This window comes from Synechococcus sp. W60.1, assembly GCF_047461575.1.
GTDB lineage: Bacteria > Cyanobacteriota > Cyanobacteriia > Thermostichales > Thermostichaceae > Thermostichus.
In genome coordinates, this window is sequence record NZ_JANSHL010000006.1 from 90,172 (window position 1) to 104,772 (window position 14,601).

Sequence of the window (14,601 nt, forward strand, 5' to 3'; positions counted from 1 at the left end):
CCAGAATGGCAAACCCAGGGTTGAACAATCTTTGCTTAGGCTTGGCGGCGGGGCCTGGCTCGATCCAAACGCAGAGGCCGGCCCATGAATTCCTGCCCGTTCGCGCTCTCGATGGCTTCGTCCTCCTCAGCTTCGGTTGCCAGATCCACAAACGCGAAGCCTCGTGTCTGACCTGTCTCTCGGTCTATCGGGATTGTAACCGACTTAACGTTCCACCTCTGCTGGAAGAAAGCTTTCAGTTCTTCTGTTGAGGCTTTATAGTTTAGGTTCCCCACAAAAATGGTCATGGCAATTCAAGCAAAGTAAGTCACCAATCAGCAAGGGTGGCAACAAAGCTCCAGAGTACTTCACTTCTATCATGGAGCCTTGCTAAGTCGCACAACGTGAAAGGATGTAAAGGGATCCCTGCCGGAAAATCTTCCCCCTTCCCCATCCAAAATGCACCTTTGTCCAACTTGACGGGCCTGTACTTTTTCTGCCACTGGGTTGAGGTTCTCTGCCCTCGCCTCGGCCAAGCTCCCTTCCGGCACGTCGAGATCCGGCATCTTGTCACGTTGTTGCGATTTGTTAAGATATGTATTATCCTGCTTGCACTACCTGGCCAGATCTGCGCTGTTGGAACTCTCTGCAGACCTCTCTACCTGAGCACCCTGAGGTGATAATGATGGATGAAACGCTAGAGCTCTCTTTGGAGCAGCAATTTCGCCAGCGGGCTTTCGAGACCTTGGTTTCTCGCATGAGCCCCGAGCAGGCCAAAGACATTTTGGTCAAACTGCACAAGCAAATGCTGTTGCAGGAGGCCACTTACCGCCAACTGCTGCGTCATTCCCTCAGCGCCTGATGCACGCCCTTTCGCTTCCCACCTGGTGGATTCACATTGCCAGTGTTTTGGAGTGGATCGCTGCTGTTGTTCTCGTGTGGCAATTTGGGGAGCGAGTGGGCCGGCCCGAATGGCGAAGTTTGAGCTGGGCGATGCTGCCTGCTTTGTCGGGGGCGATGTGCGCGATCACCTGGCACTGGTTTGACAACGACCCCAAGTTGGACTGGGTGGTCACTGCACAGGCCAGCTTGACCTTGCTGGGCAACTGTACCCTGGCTTGGGCTGCCTACCGCATTTGGCGAGCTGAGAGAGCCGACGAGCCTGCACAGGAGGGGGATCCCGACTAGGCGATGAACAGTTTATTTGCCCTCTCTCTGTTCCCTTACTTGGTCTTTTTATTCTTTCTGTCGCGGCTGCGCCGGATCCCACGTTTGGCTTTGGTTGGATTTTGGCTGTTGTTGCTTTTTGTGGCCGTCAGCATCCCGGCAGGGCTGTACGCTCAGATGCACTACGGCACTTCCCTGGCCAATGTGGATCCCTTGCATGGAGGGGCAGAGGCTTTTCTCACCCTCTCCAATATTTTGGTGGCCTTGGGCTTTAAGCAGGAAATTGACCAACAGGCCCAACGACTTCCAGAGGCTGGCGACGGCAACCCTGAGCCATGATCATCCCAAACAGGTCCCTACCCCCTCTTCAAAATCAAAAAGGAGAAGAGAGTTAGGCAACAGTGGTTTCGGCGCAACTGGGACTGAATGTAGAATAGGGATCCAGGCCTGATACCTGTTGTTATTCTGTGAGATCTGCCAGATGGTGGCTACCCTTTCTGTTGCTGTTCCCAAAGTGAAGCTGAAGCATCCGCCCCTGCACATTTATCGCATGGGGGACAAGGTGCTGCGGCAGCCGGCCAAGCGCATCAGCCAGGTCAACGACGAGATCCGCCAGCTTGCCCGGGACATGCTGCAGACCATGTACAGCTTTGATGGGATTGGTCTGGCGGCTCCGCAGGTTGGCATTCCTAAGCGCATGATTGTGGTGGATCTTTATCCCGATAAGCCGGAGGTGCCACCGCTGGTGCTGATCAACCCGGAGATCCGGGAGTACATTGGCGAAGCCGTTGCCGGGCAGGAGGGTTGTCTAAGCATTCCGGGGGTGTTTTGCGAGGTCGTGCGCCCAGAAGGGATTGTGGTTTCGTTTAAGGATGAAACGGGGCGGCCCCGCACCCTTCGAGCGGACGATTTGCTGGCGCGGGTGATCCAGCACGAAATCGACCACCTCAACGGCGTGTTGTTTGTGGATCACGTGGAAAACGAGCTGGTGCTGGATCAAGAGCTGCGCAAACACGGCTTCCAGATGCAGGATGTGCAACGCAAAGGCAAGCCCTCTGCTGTTCCCCGTTGAAGCCTTTCCAGACCGGTCCGGACGACTGTCGGTTTGGTTTAGTGTTGCAAGCGCTGGGCCAAGAGCTGCTCTTCCAGAGCGGCAATGCGGTTGTAGGCAGCGGTTAACTGGGCACTCAGGCGCTGTATTTGGGCTTCGGGGGCCAGCTCATGCCCCATGCTGCGGTTGCTCACCACGGTGGGTTCATCATCCAGCAGGAAGTTGTGGCTGCCATCTTCCACCAAGTCTGAGATTAGAACGCTGTAACGGGAGGGGGCGGGGGTGTTTTTTTTGGCTTCCTGGGTAGCCAGGAGAACAGCCACCACCTGCTCGGGCATCCGCTCGATGGCAGCTTTTAGCTCCTGTATTTGCGACTCCAGACGCTCAAGGTAGTGCTGCACTGCTTCGCTCATAGCTGCCCCAGTTTTCGACTACCTTCATTGAAAAAGGCAAATTTCGGATCCCCTCTTCTTCCCCCAGATCATTTAACGATTGCTTCCGGGAGGTGTTCCCCGAAACTCCTGGGTTCTCTCACAAGCCACAATTGAGGTGTGCATTTTCCGGAGATTTTGGTTTTCCGGTTACCCATTTCCCAAGCAAAAATCTCTGCAGATGCAGGATGCTGTTCAGGGATCCCGACCGCGGGGCTATACCTTGCCGGTTTTCGCCGTTGCTTCGGCCAAAGCTGCTCTTCACCACCTTCTGGGGATCCCTTTGGAGAAGGAAGGGGGGCGCTTGGCGATTGCGGTGCAGGCTGAGCCCCGGTCCCTTGAGGCTTGGATCCGGATCCCAGTGGAGCAGGTAGCTGCCTTAGAGAAGACAACAGCTCTGGCCATTACCCGCTCGGATCCCGGCCCCCACCTGGATCTCACCCGCGACACACCGGTCTGGGCTTGGGTGAGGTTGGAGGAGAGGGATCCCGAGGATCCCCCCTTGATCTTGGAAGCCGGGGAAGGGCTGGGGCGACGCACCGATGGCAGCCCGGCCATTTATGCCTATGCCCGCCGTTTGTTTGAGATCAATCTTTTGCCCGGGATCCCAGAGGGCTGCCGCCTGCGGGTGCGCATCATTTTGCCGGAAGGAAAGCTCCTGGCGGAGCGCACCTCCAATGCCGCTTTTGGGGTGCTGGAAGGGCTGGCCCTGTTGGGAACGCGGGCGGAGGTGGAGCCTTCCTCAAGTGTTGAGAGCTTAGAGCGAGCCCGCCAAGAGCTGCAACAGAAGCTGGAGCAGCACAAGCATTTGACCTTTTGCGTGGGCAGCCATGGGCAGCAAGTGGCGCTGCGGCAAGGGATCCCGGAAGACCAGATCCTGCGAGTAGCCAATTGGATAGGGCCGTTGCTAGTGGAAGCGGCGCTGCGGGGGGCGGAGTCCATTCATTTGATCGGCTACCACGGCAAGCTGATCAAGCTGGCAGGGGGGATCTTCACCACTTCCAGCCACGTGGCCGATGCCCGCTTGGAAATTCTGGCGGCAGCCCTGATCCGGCGTGGGGGAACGGCAGAACAGGCACGGCAAGTGCTGGAGTTGCGGACAGTAGAGGCAGCGGTGCACCATCTGGATGGCCTTGGCTGGGCAGCACCCGTGATGCAGGAGTTGGCTCGCCAAATCCTGGAGCGAGCCACAGGCTATGTGCAAAAGTATGCCGGTCGATCCCTGCTGTTGGCGGTGACGTTGTTCGACCGACAGGGGCAAATCTGCGCCCAGGTGGGGATCCCTTTCTCCTAATCCCCCAATTCGGGATCCGGTCGTACCCGCACCCCCATCTGGCGCAGCAGGCGTAAAGAGTTTTCCGGCCCATCGATCATCTGCTGCTCGTTGATCCAGTAGGTGGCAATGCCCAGGTCTTCTAGAAATCGCACATAGGGATCCGGCGGCGGTCCATCGAAAACGGCGGCCTTCTGGACGGAAAAGCCCTGCTCGATCCAAGGGCCGAGGGCAAAGCGCTCATAGTAGAGCAACTGTCCCACCACTTCCTGCAAAGCCTCTGCCGCATCCTTGTGGTGCAGGAGCTTTACTTCGGCCAAAAGCAGATGCCCGTCCGCCACGGCCAAAAAGTCAAAGGTATGCTGATCCTCCCGGACTTCCAATCCTGCCAGGCGGAACCAGCGGCGAAACTGGTGCAAGATCTCGTTGTGGCGCTCGCTGCGCTCCAACTGACGTCGACGGCGGCGTTCTGCCATCAGCGGGTCTGTCCCGGCGCTGTGAGGGATCCCACTGCTGCGGAACTGGGGCGGCTCATCGGGATCCAAAACCACCTTGCCCCCAGCAGGTTGATGCAGGAGGGGCGGCATCTGGGGCAAGAGTTCTGTGGATCCCCACTCCACCTCTGGCTGCTGAGCCCAGGTAAGCAGGTGTCGATTCAAGGGGTGCTCAGGGTGGGTGTCGAACAACAGGTGCAGTTGAGACTGGCTGAACTGAAAATCCAGACGGAATTGCTCTATGGAAAGATTGCTCCGCCCCTTTTGCAAAGTTTCTTGGCCAAAGTAAAGCATCACCAAGAGCGGGTAAATCGGCAGCGGACGATGGGAGGGAATAAGCATCGCCCACATGTCATCCGTCCAGTGGGGGAGCAGGATCTCGGCCTGTTTGCCTTTGCCCACCACCTGCAACATTTTGGGGTGTCCCGGCTGCCAGCCACAGGGGTGATCGTCAAAGCCGCAAGTCTGTCGCCCTTGATCCACGCTCAAGGGGTAGCGCCCATCATAAAGGCGGAAAGGACAGAGATCCCGGTCTTCGGCCAAAAAGCGCTCGTCCTGCCACAGGTGGGCCGCCAAGGCATGACAGCCGATCCCTTCCTGGCTGTTGCAGGCTTTGAGCCAGCGCCGTTCCGCCAGTTTCCCGCCCACTTTGCTCGGGGCCAGGGGCCGGATCAAACCGTTTTCCCCCTGGTTGAACAGAGGCCACACCAAAGGCTCGCCAGTTTCGGGTAGGGTCGGCAAAAGAGGATGGGTTTTGCTGTAAAACGGGTCGCAAATGCGCTGGGCCACTTGCTGCAAGGGTAATCCGCGGGGGGATCCCACCCAAGGCAGCAGGGATCCCGATCCGGCCTGAGCGCGGTGATACTGGATGGCCAGGGCCACCTCCAGCCCTATGGGACGCAGTTCCGGCGTGAGCTGCCGGTAGCGCTGCAGCAGCCGGGAAGCCTGCACAAACAGGTCGTAGCGCCGAACGGGAACTGCGTCAGCCATAGTGTTGCAGGAAAAACTCCCCACTGCCTTGGGCAAGAGCTGGCACAGACAAGCACCATGGCTTCAAGAAATGAGACCTTGGCAACTGTCTCTGCAGACCCTGACCTTGCCGAGGATATCGGGCCGACACCCATTCCCCTTGGTGTCAGGTCAGTAGTCAGTGTAGTGGAGAAACCCAGGCGCGAGAAGATGTTGCCACCTGGCGGCAGGTTGTGGGAAAAATGCGCAGCAGGCCCTAGCGTCGCGGCCACCAAGGAAACCAAGGAAAGGGAAAGGGGCGCTCTGTCTCTGCGTCGCGGTCGTACTCCGTAGGTCGGCCTGTATCCCCCTGAATCACCAAGCTGCCCACATAGTCGGCCTCTCGGTAGACGCGGGCAATTTGATGGTGGATTTGGGCCATGTCCTCGGCGGAGACCACGCCGTTGTCGGTGGCTTTGTAGAACTGGATCGTGACCCGAATGGGAAAGCGAGGATCCCGCTCGATGTCCAGGTTGTTGATCTCGGTGAAGGGGCCCTCTACCTCTCCATGTCCGATGACAGCGGCTTCTACATTGCTGAGGCCGGCCAGGCCGGCTGCGGGTCCGAAATTGACAGAGATATCCTCAACTTCCCTTCGCGGCGGCTGCCGCTGCTGGAGAGGTACTTGGATCACCATCACCAGGTTCAGGGCTTCTTCTGCTACTTCCGCCGAATGGGGATCTCTGGGGGTTGGGTTGGCGGCTTGCTCGGCCCGAAAATCGCTGAGGCGCTGCCCGGTGAGGCTGGCCCGTTCACTGTTTTGATTGAAGAAAAGGCGCTGGCCCCAAATAGCCTCGCCCACCCTATCTTCGGTGCGGTTCTCGATCACCGTAATGCTGGTGCCCTCGCGGGTGGCCAAGATTGCCAGCACGGCTGGGTTACCGGGATAGGATTGGTAGTTGAACAACACCGGGTTGAATTGGGCAGAGCCCCCGGCAGGGATGGGCAAAAAGGCAGCTTGGGCGCTCACCAACACATGGCTATCCCGTGGAGCCAGCAGGGAGTTCCGGTTGCCGGCCCAAGAGCCGGGATCATGTAAGTAGCGGCGCAGATTCCCCAGCAGCTCTCGCAACGACACTGGTTGCAGGGGTTTTCCTTTTTCGTTGCCCACCAGCACCTGTAGGCTGTCGAGGGGCAGGTCTGCAGACAGATCGGCAAAGTTGGGGTAGCGGATCACCGGCATCAAGCTCAGCTCGTAGTGACCCGTTCTGGGGTTGAGCTGTTGTACCTGGATGGTCATGTCGCTGATGTTGGGGCCAAGGGCAGATCCCTTGTGGCGTCCGGTATCTTCCCAGGTGATGTTGACGATATCCAGCCCATACTGCTTTGCCAAGGCTCGCGCTTGCGGATCCCAGGTCATGGAGATCGTCCGGTCGATGACCTGCCTGTAGGCCAAGTATTCCGCCCACTCTGAAGGAGTGGGGGAAGAAAGGGACTGGTGGAGCGGAAAATCCATAGGGGTTGCCTGCGAGGTGGACACCATCAGTGTAGGGACGAGGGCTGCTCCGGCCAGGGAAATGCCCACCCAGCTCAGTGAACTCAGCAGCCAGGGGATGGGGGCGCGCATAGCAATATTCCTGAGGATTGGAAATTGGGGGACTATACCCTGACAATAGCTCCCAAAAGGGGAGAGGACGTGGCGGTTTCACTTTTGGCAACCCCATGCTTTTGCCGGGATCCCAGGCTGCCTGGGCTACGATAAAAGGCTGTAGCACCCTTTCGAATCATTCCAGATCATGGCCAATATCCGCCGGGATCCCGAGGTCAACGCTTCTGTGGCTTCTGTAACTCCAGCTTCTCCAGAGCCTCAGGTGCAGGTTCAGTCTTTGCCGCTGCATGTCATGTTCCGCCTGGGCCTGTTTCAAATGGGCTTGGGAATGATGTCGCTGCTCACTCTGGGAGTGCTGAACCGCGTCATGATCGACACGGATCTGCTGGCCATCCCGGCAACGGTGGTGGGGGGATCCCTGGCCATGCACCAGTTGGTCTCCCCGGCTCGGGTTTGGTTTGGGCAGCTCTCGGATGCCAAGCCCCTGTTTGGCCTGCATCGCACCGGCTATGTGCGTCTGGGATCGGTGCTGTTTGCGGTCTGCATCTTCCTGGGGGTGCAGGTGGTGTGGGGTTTGGGGGATAGCTTTGCGGCTACGGGCTGGTCTGGAGCCACCTATGGCTGGATAGGCTTGGCCTGTTTGATGTTTGCCCTTTATGGTCTCTGCCTCAGCGCCTGCTCCACACCTTTTGCGGCTCTGCTGGTGGATGTGTCAGAGGAGGACAACCGCTCTAAGTTGGTGGGGATCGTCTGGTCTATGTTGATGGTGGGGATTGCCGGCGGGGCCATTGGCTCGGCAGTTCTGCTGCGGGGCTTGGATCCGGACAACCTGCAGAGCACCATTAATCGCCTCTTCATCATCATTCCAGCCGTGGTGATCCTGCTGGGGGTGGTTGCCACCTGGGGGGTGGAAAAGCGCTATTCCCGCTACGGATCCCGTTCCACCCTGGCCGGACGGGAAGACCAAATCACCCTGGGTACGGCCATCAAGGTGCTGACCGCCAGCCGCCAAACCCTGATCTTTTTCGGCTTTTTGGTGTTGATGACCATGGGCCTGTTTATCCAACAGCCGATCCTAGAACCCTACGGCGGCGAGGTGTTTGGCATGACGGTGGCCCAGAGCACCCAGCTCAATGCCTTTTGGAGCCTGGGTATTTTGGCAGGGATTGTGCTGACCGGATTTTTCATTGTGCCCAAGCTGGGCAAACAGACAACGGCTCGTCTGGGCTGCCTGCTGGTGGCCATCTCTTTTGGGCTGACCATTGCATCAGGGTTTACAGGCAATTCACGGCTGTTGCAACTGTGCATGATCCTGTTTGGTTTGGCTTCTGGGATCACCACCAATGGCGCCATTAGCCTCATGTTGGACTTGACGGCAGCGGAGACGGCAGGCACCTTTATCGGGGCTTGGGGACTGGCCCAGGCCATGTCCCAGGCAGTTTCCACCTTACTTGGTGGGGCTTTGCTCGATCTGGGGCGGATCCTATTTCCCGGCTCGCCAATACTTGCCTATGCCACGGTGTTCGGGACAGAGGCGGCGGTGATGTTGCTGGCTGTGTATTTGTTGGGGCGGGTGAGCGTGGCCGAGTTTCGCGAAAAGACCAACCGTGCGCTGACCCAGGTGTTGGCTCTGGAGCTGGAGGGCTAGCAACGCGGGGCCGACTCGTAGTGGGGGCAGCCCTGACAGGGCCCGCTGGGGTTGACGGCACAACGCAGCAAGGGCGAGTGGGCATTAAACCGACAGGAGGGATCCCCCAGGAACCTTCCCACTTCCTGAGGTGGGGTGACCGAACGCACCAGGGCGCGGATCCCACACAGGTGGTATTTGCCTTGCCGGAGCCGGTAGGAATGACGCTTTTCCAGAACCAGGTAGTGCTGCTCTGCCAGTTGGACGTAGGTGCCCGGATGGGGACTGCTCTCCCAAGGGCATTCTTCCACCACCTCTCCCGAATCCGCGTCGATCCACTGAATGGGCAAGGTCGGGTTGATGGAAGACATAAGGCGCAAACGGAGCCAGTTTAGGGCAGCAGACTACAAAATGATGGACTGGGCTTGACTTGTGATTAACAAATTGTGCAACTTTTTCCGGCAACACTGAGTATGGCTGGTACAAATGTTCTCTCTTGTGTGACCTGGAGCCTGCTAATCTACAGAACTTCTACAAAGTTAAGTTAGAAAAAGCTGTACTCAGTGTAATGGATTTTCTGCGGCGGGCGGAGAACGGGATAGGTTGGGCCTGCGGCGGCGAAAAGATGGATGCTTCGACTAGCTGTTGGAATGGGCTTGGCGGGCCAGTTGGGTGAGAAAAGCCAGAGGATGACGGTTTTGGAGCTGCTGCCTAATCCGCTCTTGCAGGATTTCCTCTTGCCAGGGATCCCCAGAGGACAGCCACTCTAGGTAACTGAGCCCCGCCACCCGTGTCAGATAGGCCCCCGTCACTGCCTGCAGGGGGATCCCCATAACCATCAAGGGGCTGGCCTTGAGCAGAGAGCCCAAAGCCTGAGTAGCCAGCTCCAGCCCCCCCAGTTGCACCACCATTTGCGCCAAACTCTGGGCAATTTGCTGGGCCCGGCGCAAGGTAATGCGTCGGTCAAACACCTGGTGCAGTTCCCCAATCATGCGCGCCTGAATGGCTACTCCTGCCAGCACATCCAAAGCAGGAAGAGGGTTTGCCGCCAGGGCAGCAGCGGTGGCCCACTGCATCCGTTCCACGATCTGGCGACCCTGTTGGCGACGTTCTTCTTGGAGGGCCTGCTGGACGGCTTCGCTGAGAGTTCGGGTTTGCAACAAGGCATTGGCCAAGCGCAGGTGGGATCCCTTCTGCTGCAGCAGGTGAGCCATTTGTTGAATGAGGGCCTCCGTATCGGGGGGCTGCGGCTCCCAAGTTTCCCGCACAGAGCCATCTTCGGAGTAGTAGCGAACCTTGAGGGGCTCTGGATCGGCGGCGATGGCCACCACCTGTTCGGCGGGGATCACACCGGCAGTGCGTCGGCGCAAATGGGCCAAGATGGTCTCTACATCCTCCGGCAGCATCTGATCGGTTTTGTTGAGGGCCAGGATGGCGGATTTGCCCAGCCGGGCCAACTCCAGCATTTCGGCATATTCCGAAGCCAGCAGGTCTCCGGCCACCACCAAGATCAGCAGATCCGCCTTCTGGGCCAGGGCGCGGGCTTCCGCTTCACCTGCTCCCCCAATCGTCAGCAGCCCAGGTGTGTCGGTAAGGGAAATGGGGCCGTTCCAGCCCTCCAATTGGTAGGTGTGGATGGATCCCTGCTGGGTGGTGCCCAGGGTGGGGGCTGTTTCGCCCACTGGTCGGCCCATCAAGGCATTGATCAACGAGGTCTTGCCGGCGGAACTGGTGCCGAACACCACCAGATGCAATTCCTCCTGGTTAAGCCGCTGATTGATCTCTTGCAGCTTGGCACGCAGGGCACGGCGACTGATGTCATTCTGCAGCTTCTGGATCAGGCGATCGGCATCTTCCAGATCGGCTTGCACCTGATTCCGAGTTAACTTAACCCGCCGCAGCGGTTGTGTCCGCTGGTTTGGAGTACTTTGCCGTCGGCCAGCCTGCTGCCACCAATGGCGCGCTGCCAGACCTGCTGCTGCTGTCCCTCCCAGGATCCCGGCCACTGCCAGATCCGCCAGCGGCAACGAATGGGGGGCGATAAAGCTATAGATCCCGCTAACCCATTGCAGATATTGGCTCAGGGCCGCCAAACCCAGCCCTGCCCACAACCACACCCAAGTGGAGCGCGACAGCACCATCCCAACCCACAGCCTGCCCAGATCTCCAGATCAAAAAGCCAAAATCGACCGGTCATCCCAGAGGACAGCCCCCGCTGTCAACTGAATCTGCAACCGCTTCTCCAGCATAGGGCTTGCTGTAGCTGAGCATACAATTTTGTCAAGAGTTTTGCTGGGGATCAGCCACCCGCAAGTAAAAGAGGAAGGGGAAGCAGGAAGTCAAAAGCGCCCTCAGCTCAACCGGCCCAATGAGCCAGGGATCCCCTCTCCCAAAATCGCCGGCGGCTCCAGCGGTGCCGGCAAAAACTCGCCCCCGCGATAATCCAACAGCTGTGCCAGCAGCAAGTAGCCCACCCCCAGAGCAATGGCCAGGATCCCTGTAACGATTGCTACCCACTTAGGCCGCTCCACGCTGAATCTCCCCAATAAAGTGCTGGATCTCGATGCTTCTATGATGCCCGAAGTGGTGGCCCAATTCCTAACGCGGCGGGATCAAGACTGCATCGATGACGTGGATGATGCCGTTAGAGGCTTGAATGTCTGCCACAACTACCTTGGCGTTGTTGATGCGGATCTGTCCTCCCTCGAGGGTGACCGTCACCGGGGATCCCTGTAAGGTCGCCACCTGCTGGCCGGCTCTGAGGGCGTCGGAAGGGGCCAAACCGGGAACCACGTGATAGGTGAGAATACCCCCCAGAGACACCTTGCCCCAGAAGTGGCTGCGATAAAGTTCGGTATCCTGGGGGTGTGATTGCTGGAGAGGAGAAAGGCCATGAACGGGATCCCGTCGTGGCTGCGGCAACTCCGCCGCTGGCTGCCCTGGGCTGCTCTGCTTCTCATTCTGGTCTTGATCGGCTACTGGGTGGGTCCTCGGCCCAGAGCCTACCCCCAAGAGCCGGAGCTGCCCACCCTGGCCCCTCTGCCGCAGCACCCCCGCATCCGGGTGGTGTTCAACCAAAGCCGCGAGAGCACCTATCGGGATCCCTATCGCCAGATCCGCCGCTATGGCTACAACCTGGAAGAGTTCATCATTTCCCAGATTCGCTCCGCTCGGCAGTCGGTGGATATTGCCGTGCAGGAGCTGAACCTACCCCTGATTGCCCAGGCTCTGGTGGAGCGGCGGCAGGCGGGGATCCCTGTGCGTTTTATTACTGAAAACACCTACGTGCGAGCCTGGCACCAGCTCACCCCTGCCGAAGTGCGGGCGCTGGACGAGCGCAGCCGTCGCAAGTTCGAGGAGTACCGCAACCTGGTGGATGTGAACCGGGATGGACGGTTTTCGGCTGAGGAGGTCGCCACGCGGGATGTGTACGCCTTGCTGGATGGAGGCCAGGTGCCCTGGCTGGACGATACCGCCGATGGTTCCAAGGGCAGTGGCCTGATGCACCACAAATTTGTGGTGATCGACGGGCAGAAAGTCTTGACCGGATCGGCCAATTTCACGCTCTCTGATATTCACGGGGACTTTGATGCCCCCGACAGCGTCGGCAATGCCAACCATCTGCTGCTGCTGGACAGCCCGGAGCTGGCCCGCCTCTACACCGAGGAATTCGATCTCATGTGGGGCGATGGCCCCGGTGGCTTGACCGATAGCCGCTTCGGCGTGCAAAAGCTCAAGCGTCCCCTGGAAACGGTGTACCTTGGCGATGCCATTGTGGGGGTTCACTTTTCTCCTGCCAGCCGCTCCCTGCCCTATGAAGCCACCTCCAACGGCATCATCGCCGCCGCCCTGGCCCAAGCCCGGCGACAGGTGGATCTGGCTCTGTTCGTCTTTACGGATCCGGGCATTGCCAACCAGCTCAGGCAACTGCGCCAGGAGCGTAACGTGGAGATCCGCGGGGTGTTCGATCCCGGCTTTGCCTTCCGCGACTACAGCCGCACCCTGGAGATGTGGGGGCTGTTGCTCCCCGACGAAAAGTGCCAGGTGGAGGCGGCGCGCCTGCCCTGGACGCTGCCGGCCCAGTCTGTAGGCATACCCAACCTCGCCCCCGGCGATAAGCTGCACCATAAGTTTGCCATCATCGATCCCGGCACTCCTCAGGCCACGGTGATCACCGGATCCCACAACTGGTCGATGGCCGCCAATCACGTCAACGATGAAAACCTCCTGATCATCCGCAATGGCCGAGTGGTGGATCACTTTGTGCGGGAGTTCGACCGGCTGATGGCCGAGGCCCGTTTTGGCCCCAGCCGCCGCCTGCAACAACAGGCAGAAGAGGGATCCCGTCGCTGCCCCAACCCCGTCCCCGTTGCCGCTTCCTTGCCTGAACCGGAGCCGGAGCTGCTGGAAGTCGAGGTCGTTCTTCCTCCTGAGGCGGGATCCCCTTCCCCGTCGGTTGCTTTTCCGGTGGCGTCTCCTGGGGGATCCCCTCGCGTTAACCTGAATACGGCCACGGCGGCGGAGCTGGAACAGTTGCCCGGCATTGGCCCCGCCCTGGCGCAGCGCATTATCGAGGCCCGCCCCTTCTCCTCTTTGGAGGATCTGCAACGGGTCAATGGCATTGGCCCAGCCCGGATTGAGCAACTGCGGGATCGGGTAACCTGGTAGGAGTTAGCCCCCTCTTGGTCAGGTTGAGGGCGCGGAGTGCTTTCGGAAGTTCATCCCAGAGCAGCTCCTAAAGGGCCTCTCCCCTCGAATAAACCCCAAATATAGTCATTTCAGTTCAAACCAGGACACTGCACCCACGCCTAAAATGTTGGTCGCATCGGCGTTGCAGAGCAATAATGCAGGGGGCCAAAAGGCTTTTCAAGGACTCCGTCCCGCTGGCGCGATCAATGGCCCAGGTGTCTCACCCTAATCTGAAACGACTATAAATCAGGGATGCATAAGTCTATTCAGAAAGCTCCAGAAACGCTCCCATGCGGCGAAACTTTTGGTAGCGCTCCTCGCGCAATTCTCGCCCGCTCAGGCTAGAAAGTTCCTTGAGATGCCTGAGAAGAGCCTCTTTGAGGGTTTGAGCAGCTTCCAAGGGCGCGCGGTGGGCGCCGCCAACCGGCTCTGGCAGGATCTCGTCGATCACCTCCAGTTGCAGCAGGTCTTGGGCGGTAATGCGCAGGGCTGCCGCCGCTTGCGGAGCTTTTTTGGCGTCTTTCCAGAGAATAGCCGCGCAGCCTTCCGGCGAGATCACGGAGTAGACGGCGTGCTCGAACATCAGGATGCGGTTGCCCACCCCAATGGCCAAGGCTCCGCCCGATCCCCCTTCGCCGATGACAGTGCAGATGATGGGGATCTCCAGCCGGAAAAGGGTCTGCAGGTTGGTGGCAATGGCCTCTCCTTGGCCCTCGGCTTCCGCCTTAACGCCTGGGTAAGCCCCCGGCGTATCGATGAAGGTGAGCAGGGGCAGGCCGAAGCGGTGGGCATGTTCCATTAGCCGCAGGGCTTTGCGGTAGCCGGCGGGATTGGGCATCCCAAAGTTGCGGTGGATGTTGTCTTTGGTGTCGCGACCCTTTTGGTGGCCGAGGATCATCACCGGCTGATCCCCCAGCTTGGCCAACCCGCCCACAATGGCTGGATCGTCCTGGCCGTGGCGATCCCCGTGCAGCTCAAACCAGTCGTCACAGATGGTCTGTACGTAATCCAGGGTGGTGGGGCGGCGGGGGTGACGGGCCACCTGGAGCCGTTCTACCGGCGTGAGCTGGCTGAAGATCTCACGGCGCAGCTCTTCGGCTTTGGCTTCCAATTGGCGAATCTGCTCAGAAGCATCGATGTCGTTTTCTTCTGCCAAGGCCCGAATTTCTTGAATTCGTTGCTCCAGGGCGGCAACAGGCTGCTCAAACTCCAGCAGCAGGCGGTCGGTGGACTTGGTCATGACCGGTTGGCTAAATTTCGGGAGCGTGCTGTGACCGGCAGAGGCTGCACAGATTTCGGGGTCAGGCTTTGATCTTCTCACATGTAGATCCCG

The 14,601-nt window shown here is 59.1% G+C and carries 17 protein-coding genes; 7 read left to right on the plus strand and 10 right to left on the minus strand.

Annotated elements, in window-relative coordinates; all coding sequences use genetic code 11:
* Nucleotides 1-35 precede the first annotated feature (35 nt).
* Together NW805_RS07575 and NW805_RS07580 are read right to left on the minus strand one after the other, a co-directional pair.
* A complete protein-coding gene (locus NW805_RS07575) occupies nucleotides 36-287 on the minus strand; it encodes an RNA recognition motif domain-containing protein (RefSeq protein ID WP_011434316.1) in 252 nt (83 codons plus the stop codon).
* A gap of 69 nt (nucleotides 288-356) precedes the next feature.
* On the minus strand, nucleotides 357-545 hold the full coding sequence (locus tag NW805_RS07580) for a hypothetical protein (RefSeq protein ID WP_414350215.1): 189 nt from the start codon (nucleotides 543-545) through the stop codon (nucleotides 357-359).
* 119 nt (nucleotides 546-664) lie between these two features.
* Between NW805_RS07580 and NW805_RS07585 the strand changes: the two genes are divergently transcribed.
* The 4 genes from NW805_RS07585 (at nucleotide 665) to def (ending at nucleotide 2,218) form a co-directional block, all read left to right on the plus strand.
* Nucleotides 665-841, plus strand: coding sequence for an NblA/ycf18 family protein (locus tag NW805_RS07585; RefSeq protein WP_041437678.1), 177 nt, complete (start codon nucleotides 665-667; stop codon nucleotides 839-841).
* A complete protein-coding gene (locus tag NW805_RS07590; protein ID WP_414408724.1) occupies nucleotides 841-1,167 on the plus strand; it encodes a DUF2499 domain-containing protein in 327 nt (108 codons plus the stop codon). Before NW805_RS07585 ends, NW805_RS07590 begins: the two co-directional genes overlap by 1 nt.
* A gap of 3 nt (nucleotides 1,168-1,170) precedes the next feature.
* Nucleotides 1,171-1,485 carry a DUF3593 domain-containing protein gene (locus NW805_RS07595; protein ID WP_414422132.1) on the plus strand — a complete coding sequence of 105 codons (315 nt, stop codon included), beginning with the start codon at nucleotides 1,171-1,173 and terminating at the stop codon, nucleotides 1,483-1,485.
* A gap of 142 nt (nucleotides 1,486-1,627) precedes the next feature.
* Nucleotides 1,628-2,218: a peptide deformylase gene (def, locus tag NW805_RS07600; RefSeq protein ID WP_414350211.1), complete on the plus strand. Its 591-nt coding sequence runs from the start codon at nucleotides 1,628-1,630 to the stop codon at nucleotides 2,216-2,218.
* Between the two features lie 38 nt (nucleotides 2,219-2,256).
* On the opposite strand, the gene NW805_RS07605 is transcribed toward def, so the two are convergent.
* Nucleotides 2,257-2,610, minus strand: a complete 354-nt coding sequence (locus NW805_RS07605; protein ID WP_414350209.1) for a hypothetical protein — start codon at nucleotides 2,608-2,610, stop codon at nucleotides 2,257-2,259.
* A gap of 199 nt (nucleotides 2,611-2,809) precedes the next feature.
* Between NW805_RS07605 and cbiD the strand changes: the two genes are divergently transcribed.
* Nucleotides 2,810-3,922, plus strand: a complete 1,113-nt coding sequence (gene cbiD, locus NW805_RS07610; RefSeq protein WP_414422133.1) for a cobalt-precorrin-5B (C(1))-methyltransferase CbiD — start codon at nucleotides 2,810-2,812, stop codon at nucleotides 3,920-3,922.
* Here the strand turns inward: cbiD and NW805_RS07615 are convergent.
* A complete protein-coding gene (locus NW805_RS07615) occupies nucleotides 3,919-5,385 on the minus strand; it encodes a hypothetical protein (protein WP_414422134.1) in 1,467 nt (488 codons plus the stop codon). The genes cbiD and NW805_RS07615 overlap by 4 nt on opposite strands.
* 235 nt (nucleotides 5,386-5,620) lie before the next feature.
* Nucleotides 5,621-6,970: a hypothetical protein gene (locus tag NW805_RS07620; protein ID WP_414422135.1), complete on the minus strand. Its 1,350-nt coding sequence runs from the start codon at nucleotides 6,968-6,970 to the stop codon at nucleotides 5,621-5,623.
* A 169-nt stretch (nucleotides 6,971-7,139) separates the two neighbouring features.
* Here NW805_RS07620 and NW805_RS07625 point away from each other — a divergent pair, with 169 nt between their 5' ends.
* Nucleotides 7,140-8,600 carry a BCD family MFS transporter gene (locus NW805_RS07625; protein WP_414422136.1) on the plus strand — a complete coding sequence of 487 codons (1,461 nt, stop codon included), beginning with the start codon at nucleotides 7,140-7,142 and terminating at the stop codon, nucleotides 8,598-8,600.
* Here the strand turns inward: NW805_RS07625 and NW805_RS07630 are convergent.
* The 4 genes from NW805_RS07630 to NW805_RS07645 form a co-directional block, all read right to left on the minus strand.
* The gene (locus tag NW805_RS07630) at nucleotides 8,597-8,950 is read right to left on the minus strand and encodes a DUF6464 family protein (RefSeq protein ID WP_414349734.1); all 354 of its coding nucleotides are present in this window, start codon (nucleotides 8,948-8,950) and stop codon (nucleotides 8,597-8,599) included. The genes NW805_RS07625 and NW805_RS07630 overlap by 4 nt on opposite strands.
* Before the next feature lie 267 nt (nucleotides 8,951-9,217).
* Complete coding sequence (locus tag NW805_RS07635) at nucleotides 9,218-10,720, minus strand: DUF697 domain-containing protein (protein ID WP_414422137.1); 1,503 nt, start codon at nucleotides 10,718-10,720, stop codon at nucleotides 9,218-9,220.
* Between the two features lie 210 nt (nucleotides 10,721-10,930).
* Nucleotides 10,931-11,110 (minus strand): hypothetical protein, encoded by a 180-nt coding sequence (locus NW805_RS07640; RefSeq protein ID WP_414349732.1) that lies wholly within the window; start codon nucleotides 11,108-11,110, stop codon nucleotides 10,931-10,933.
* 67 nt (nucleotides 11,111-11,177) lie between these two features.
* Entirely contained in the window at nucleotides 11,178-11,501 is a 324-nt protein-coding gene (locus NW805_RS07645; protein WP_414416458.1) for a fasciclin domain-containing protein, read from the minus strand.
* Between NW805_RS07645 and NW805_RS07650 the strand changes: the two genes are divergently transcribed.
* Entirely contained in the window at nucleotides 11,472-13,247 is a 1,776-nt protein-coding gene (locus NW805_RS07650) for a phospholipase D-like domain-containing protein (RefSeq protein WP_414422138.1), read from the plus strand. The two genes, NW805_RS07645 and NW805_RS07650, sit on opposite strands and share 30 nt — an antisense overlap.
* A gap of 283 nt (nucleotides 13,248-13,530) precedes the next feature.
* Here the strand turns inward: NW805_RS07650 and NW805_RS07655 are convergent, their stop codons facing one another.
* On the minus strand, nucleotides 13,531-14,508 hold the full coding sequence (locus NW805_RS07655; protein WP_414399575.1) for an acetyl-CoA carboxylase carboxyltransferase subunit alpha: 978 nt from the start codon (nucleotides 14,506-14,508) through the stop codon (nucleotides 13,531-13,533).
* Nucleotides 14,509-14,601: the final 93 nt, after the last annotated feature.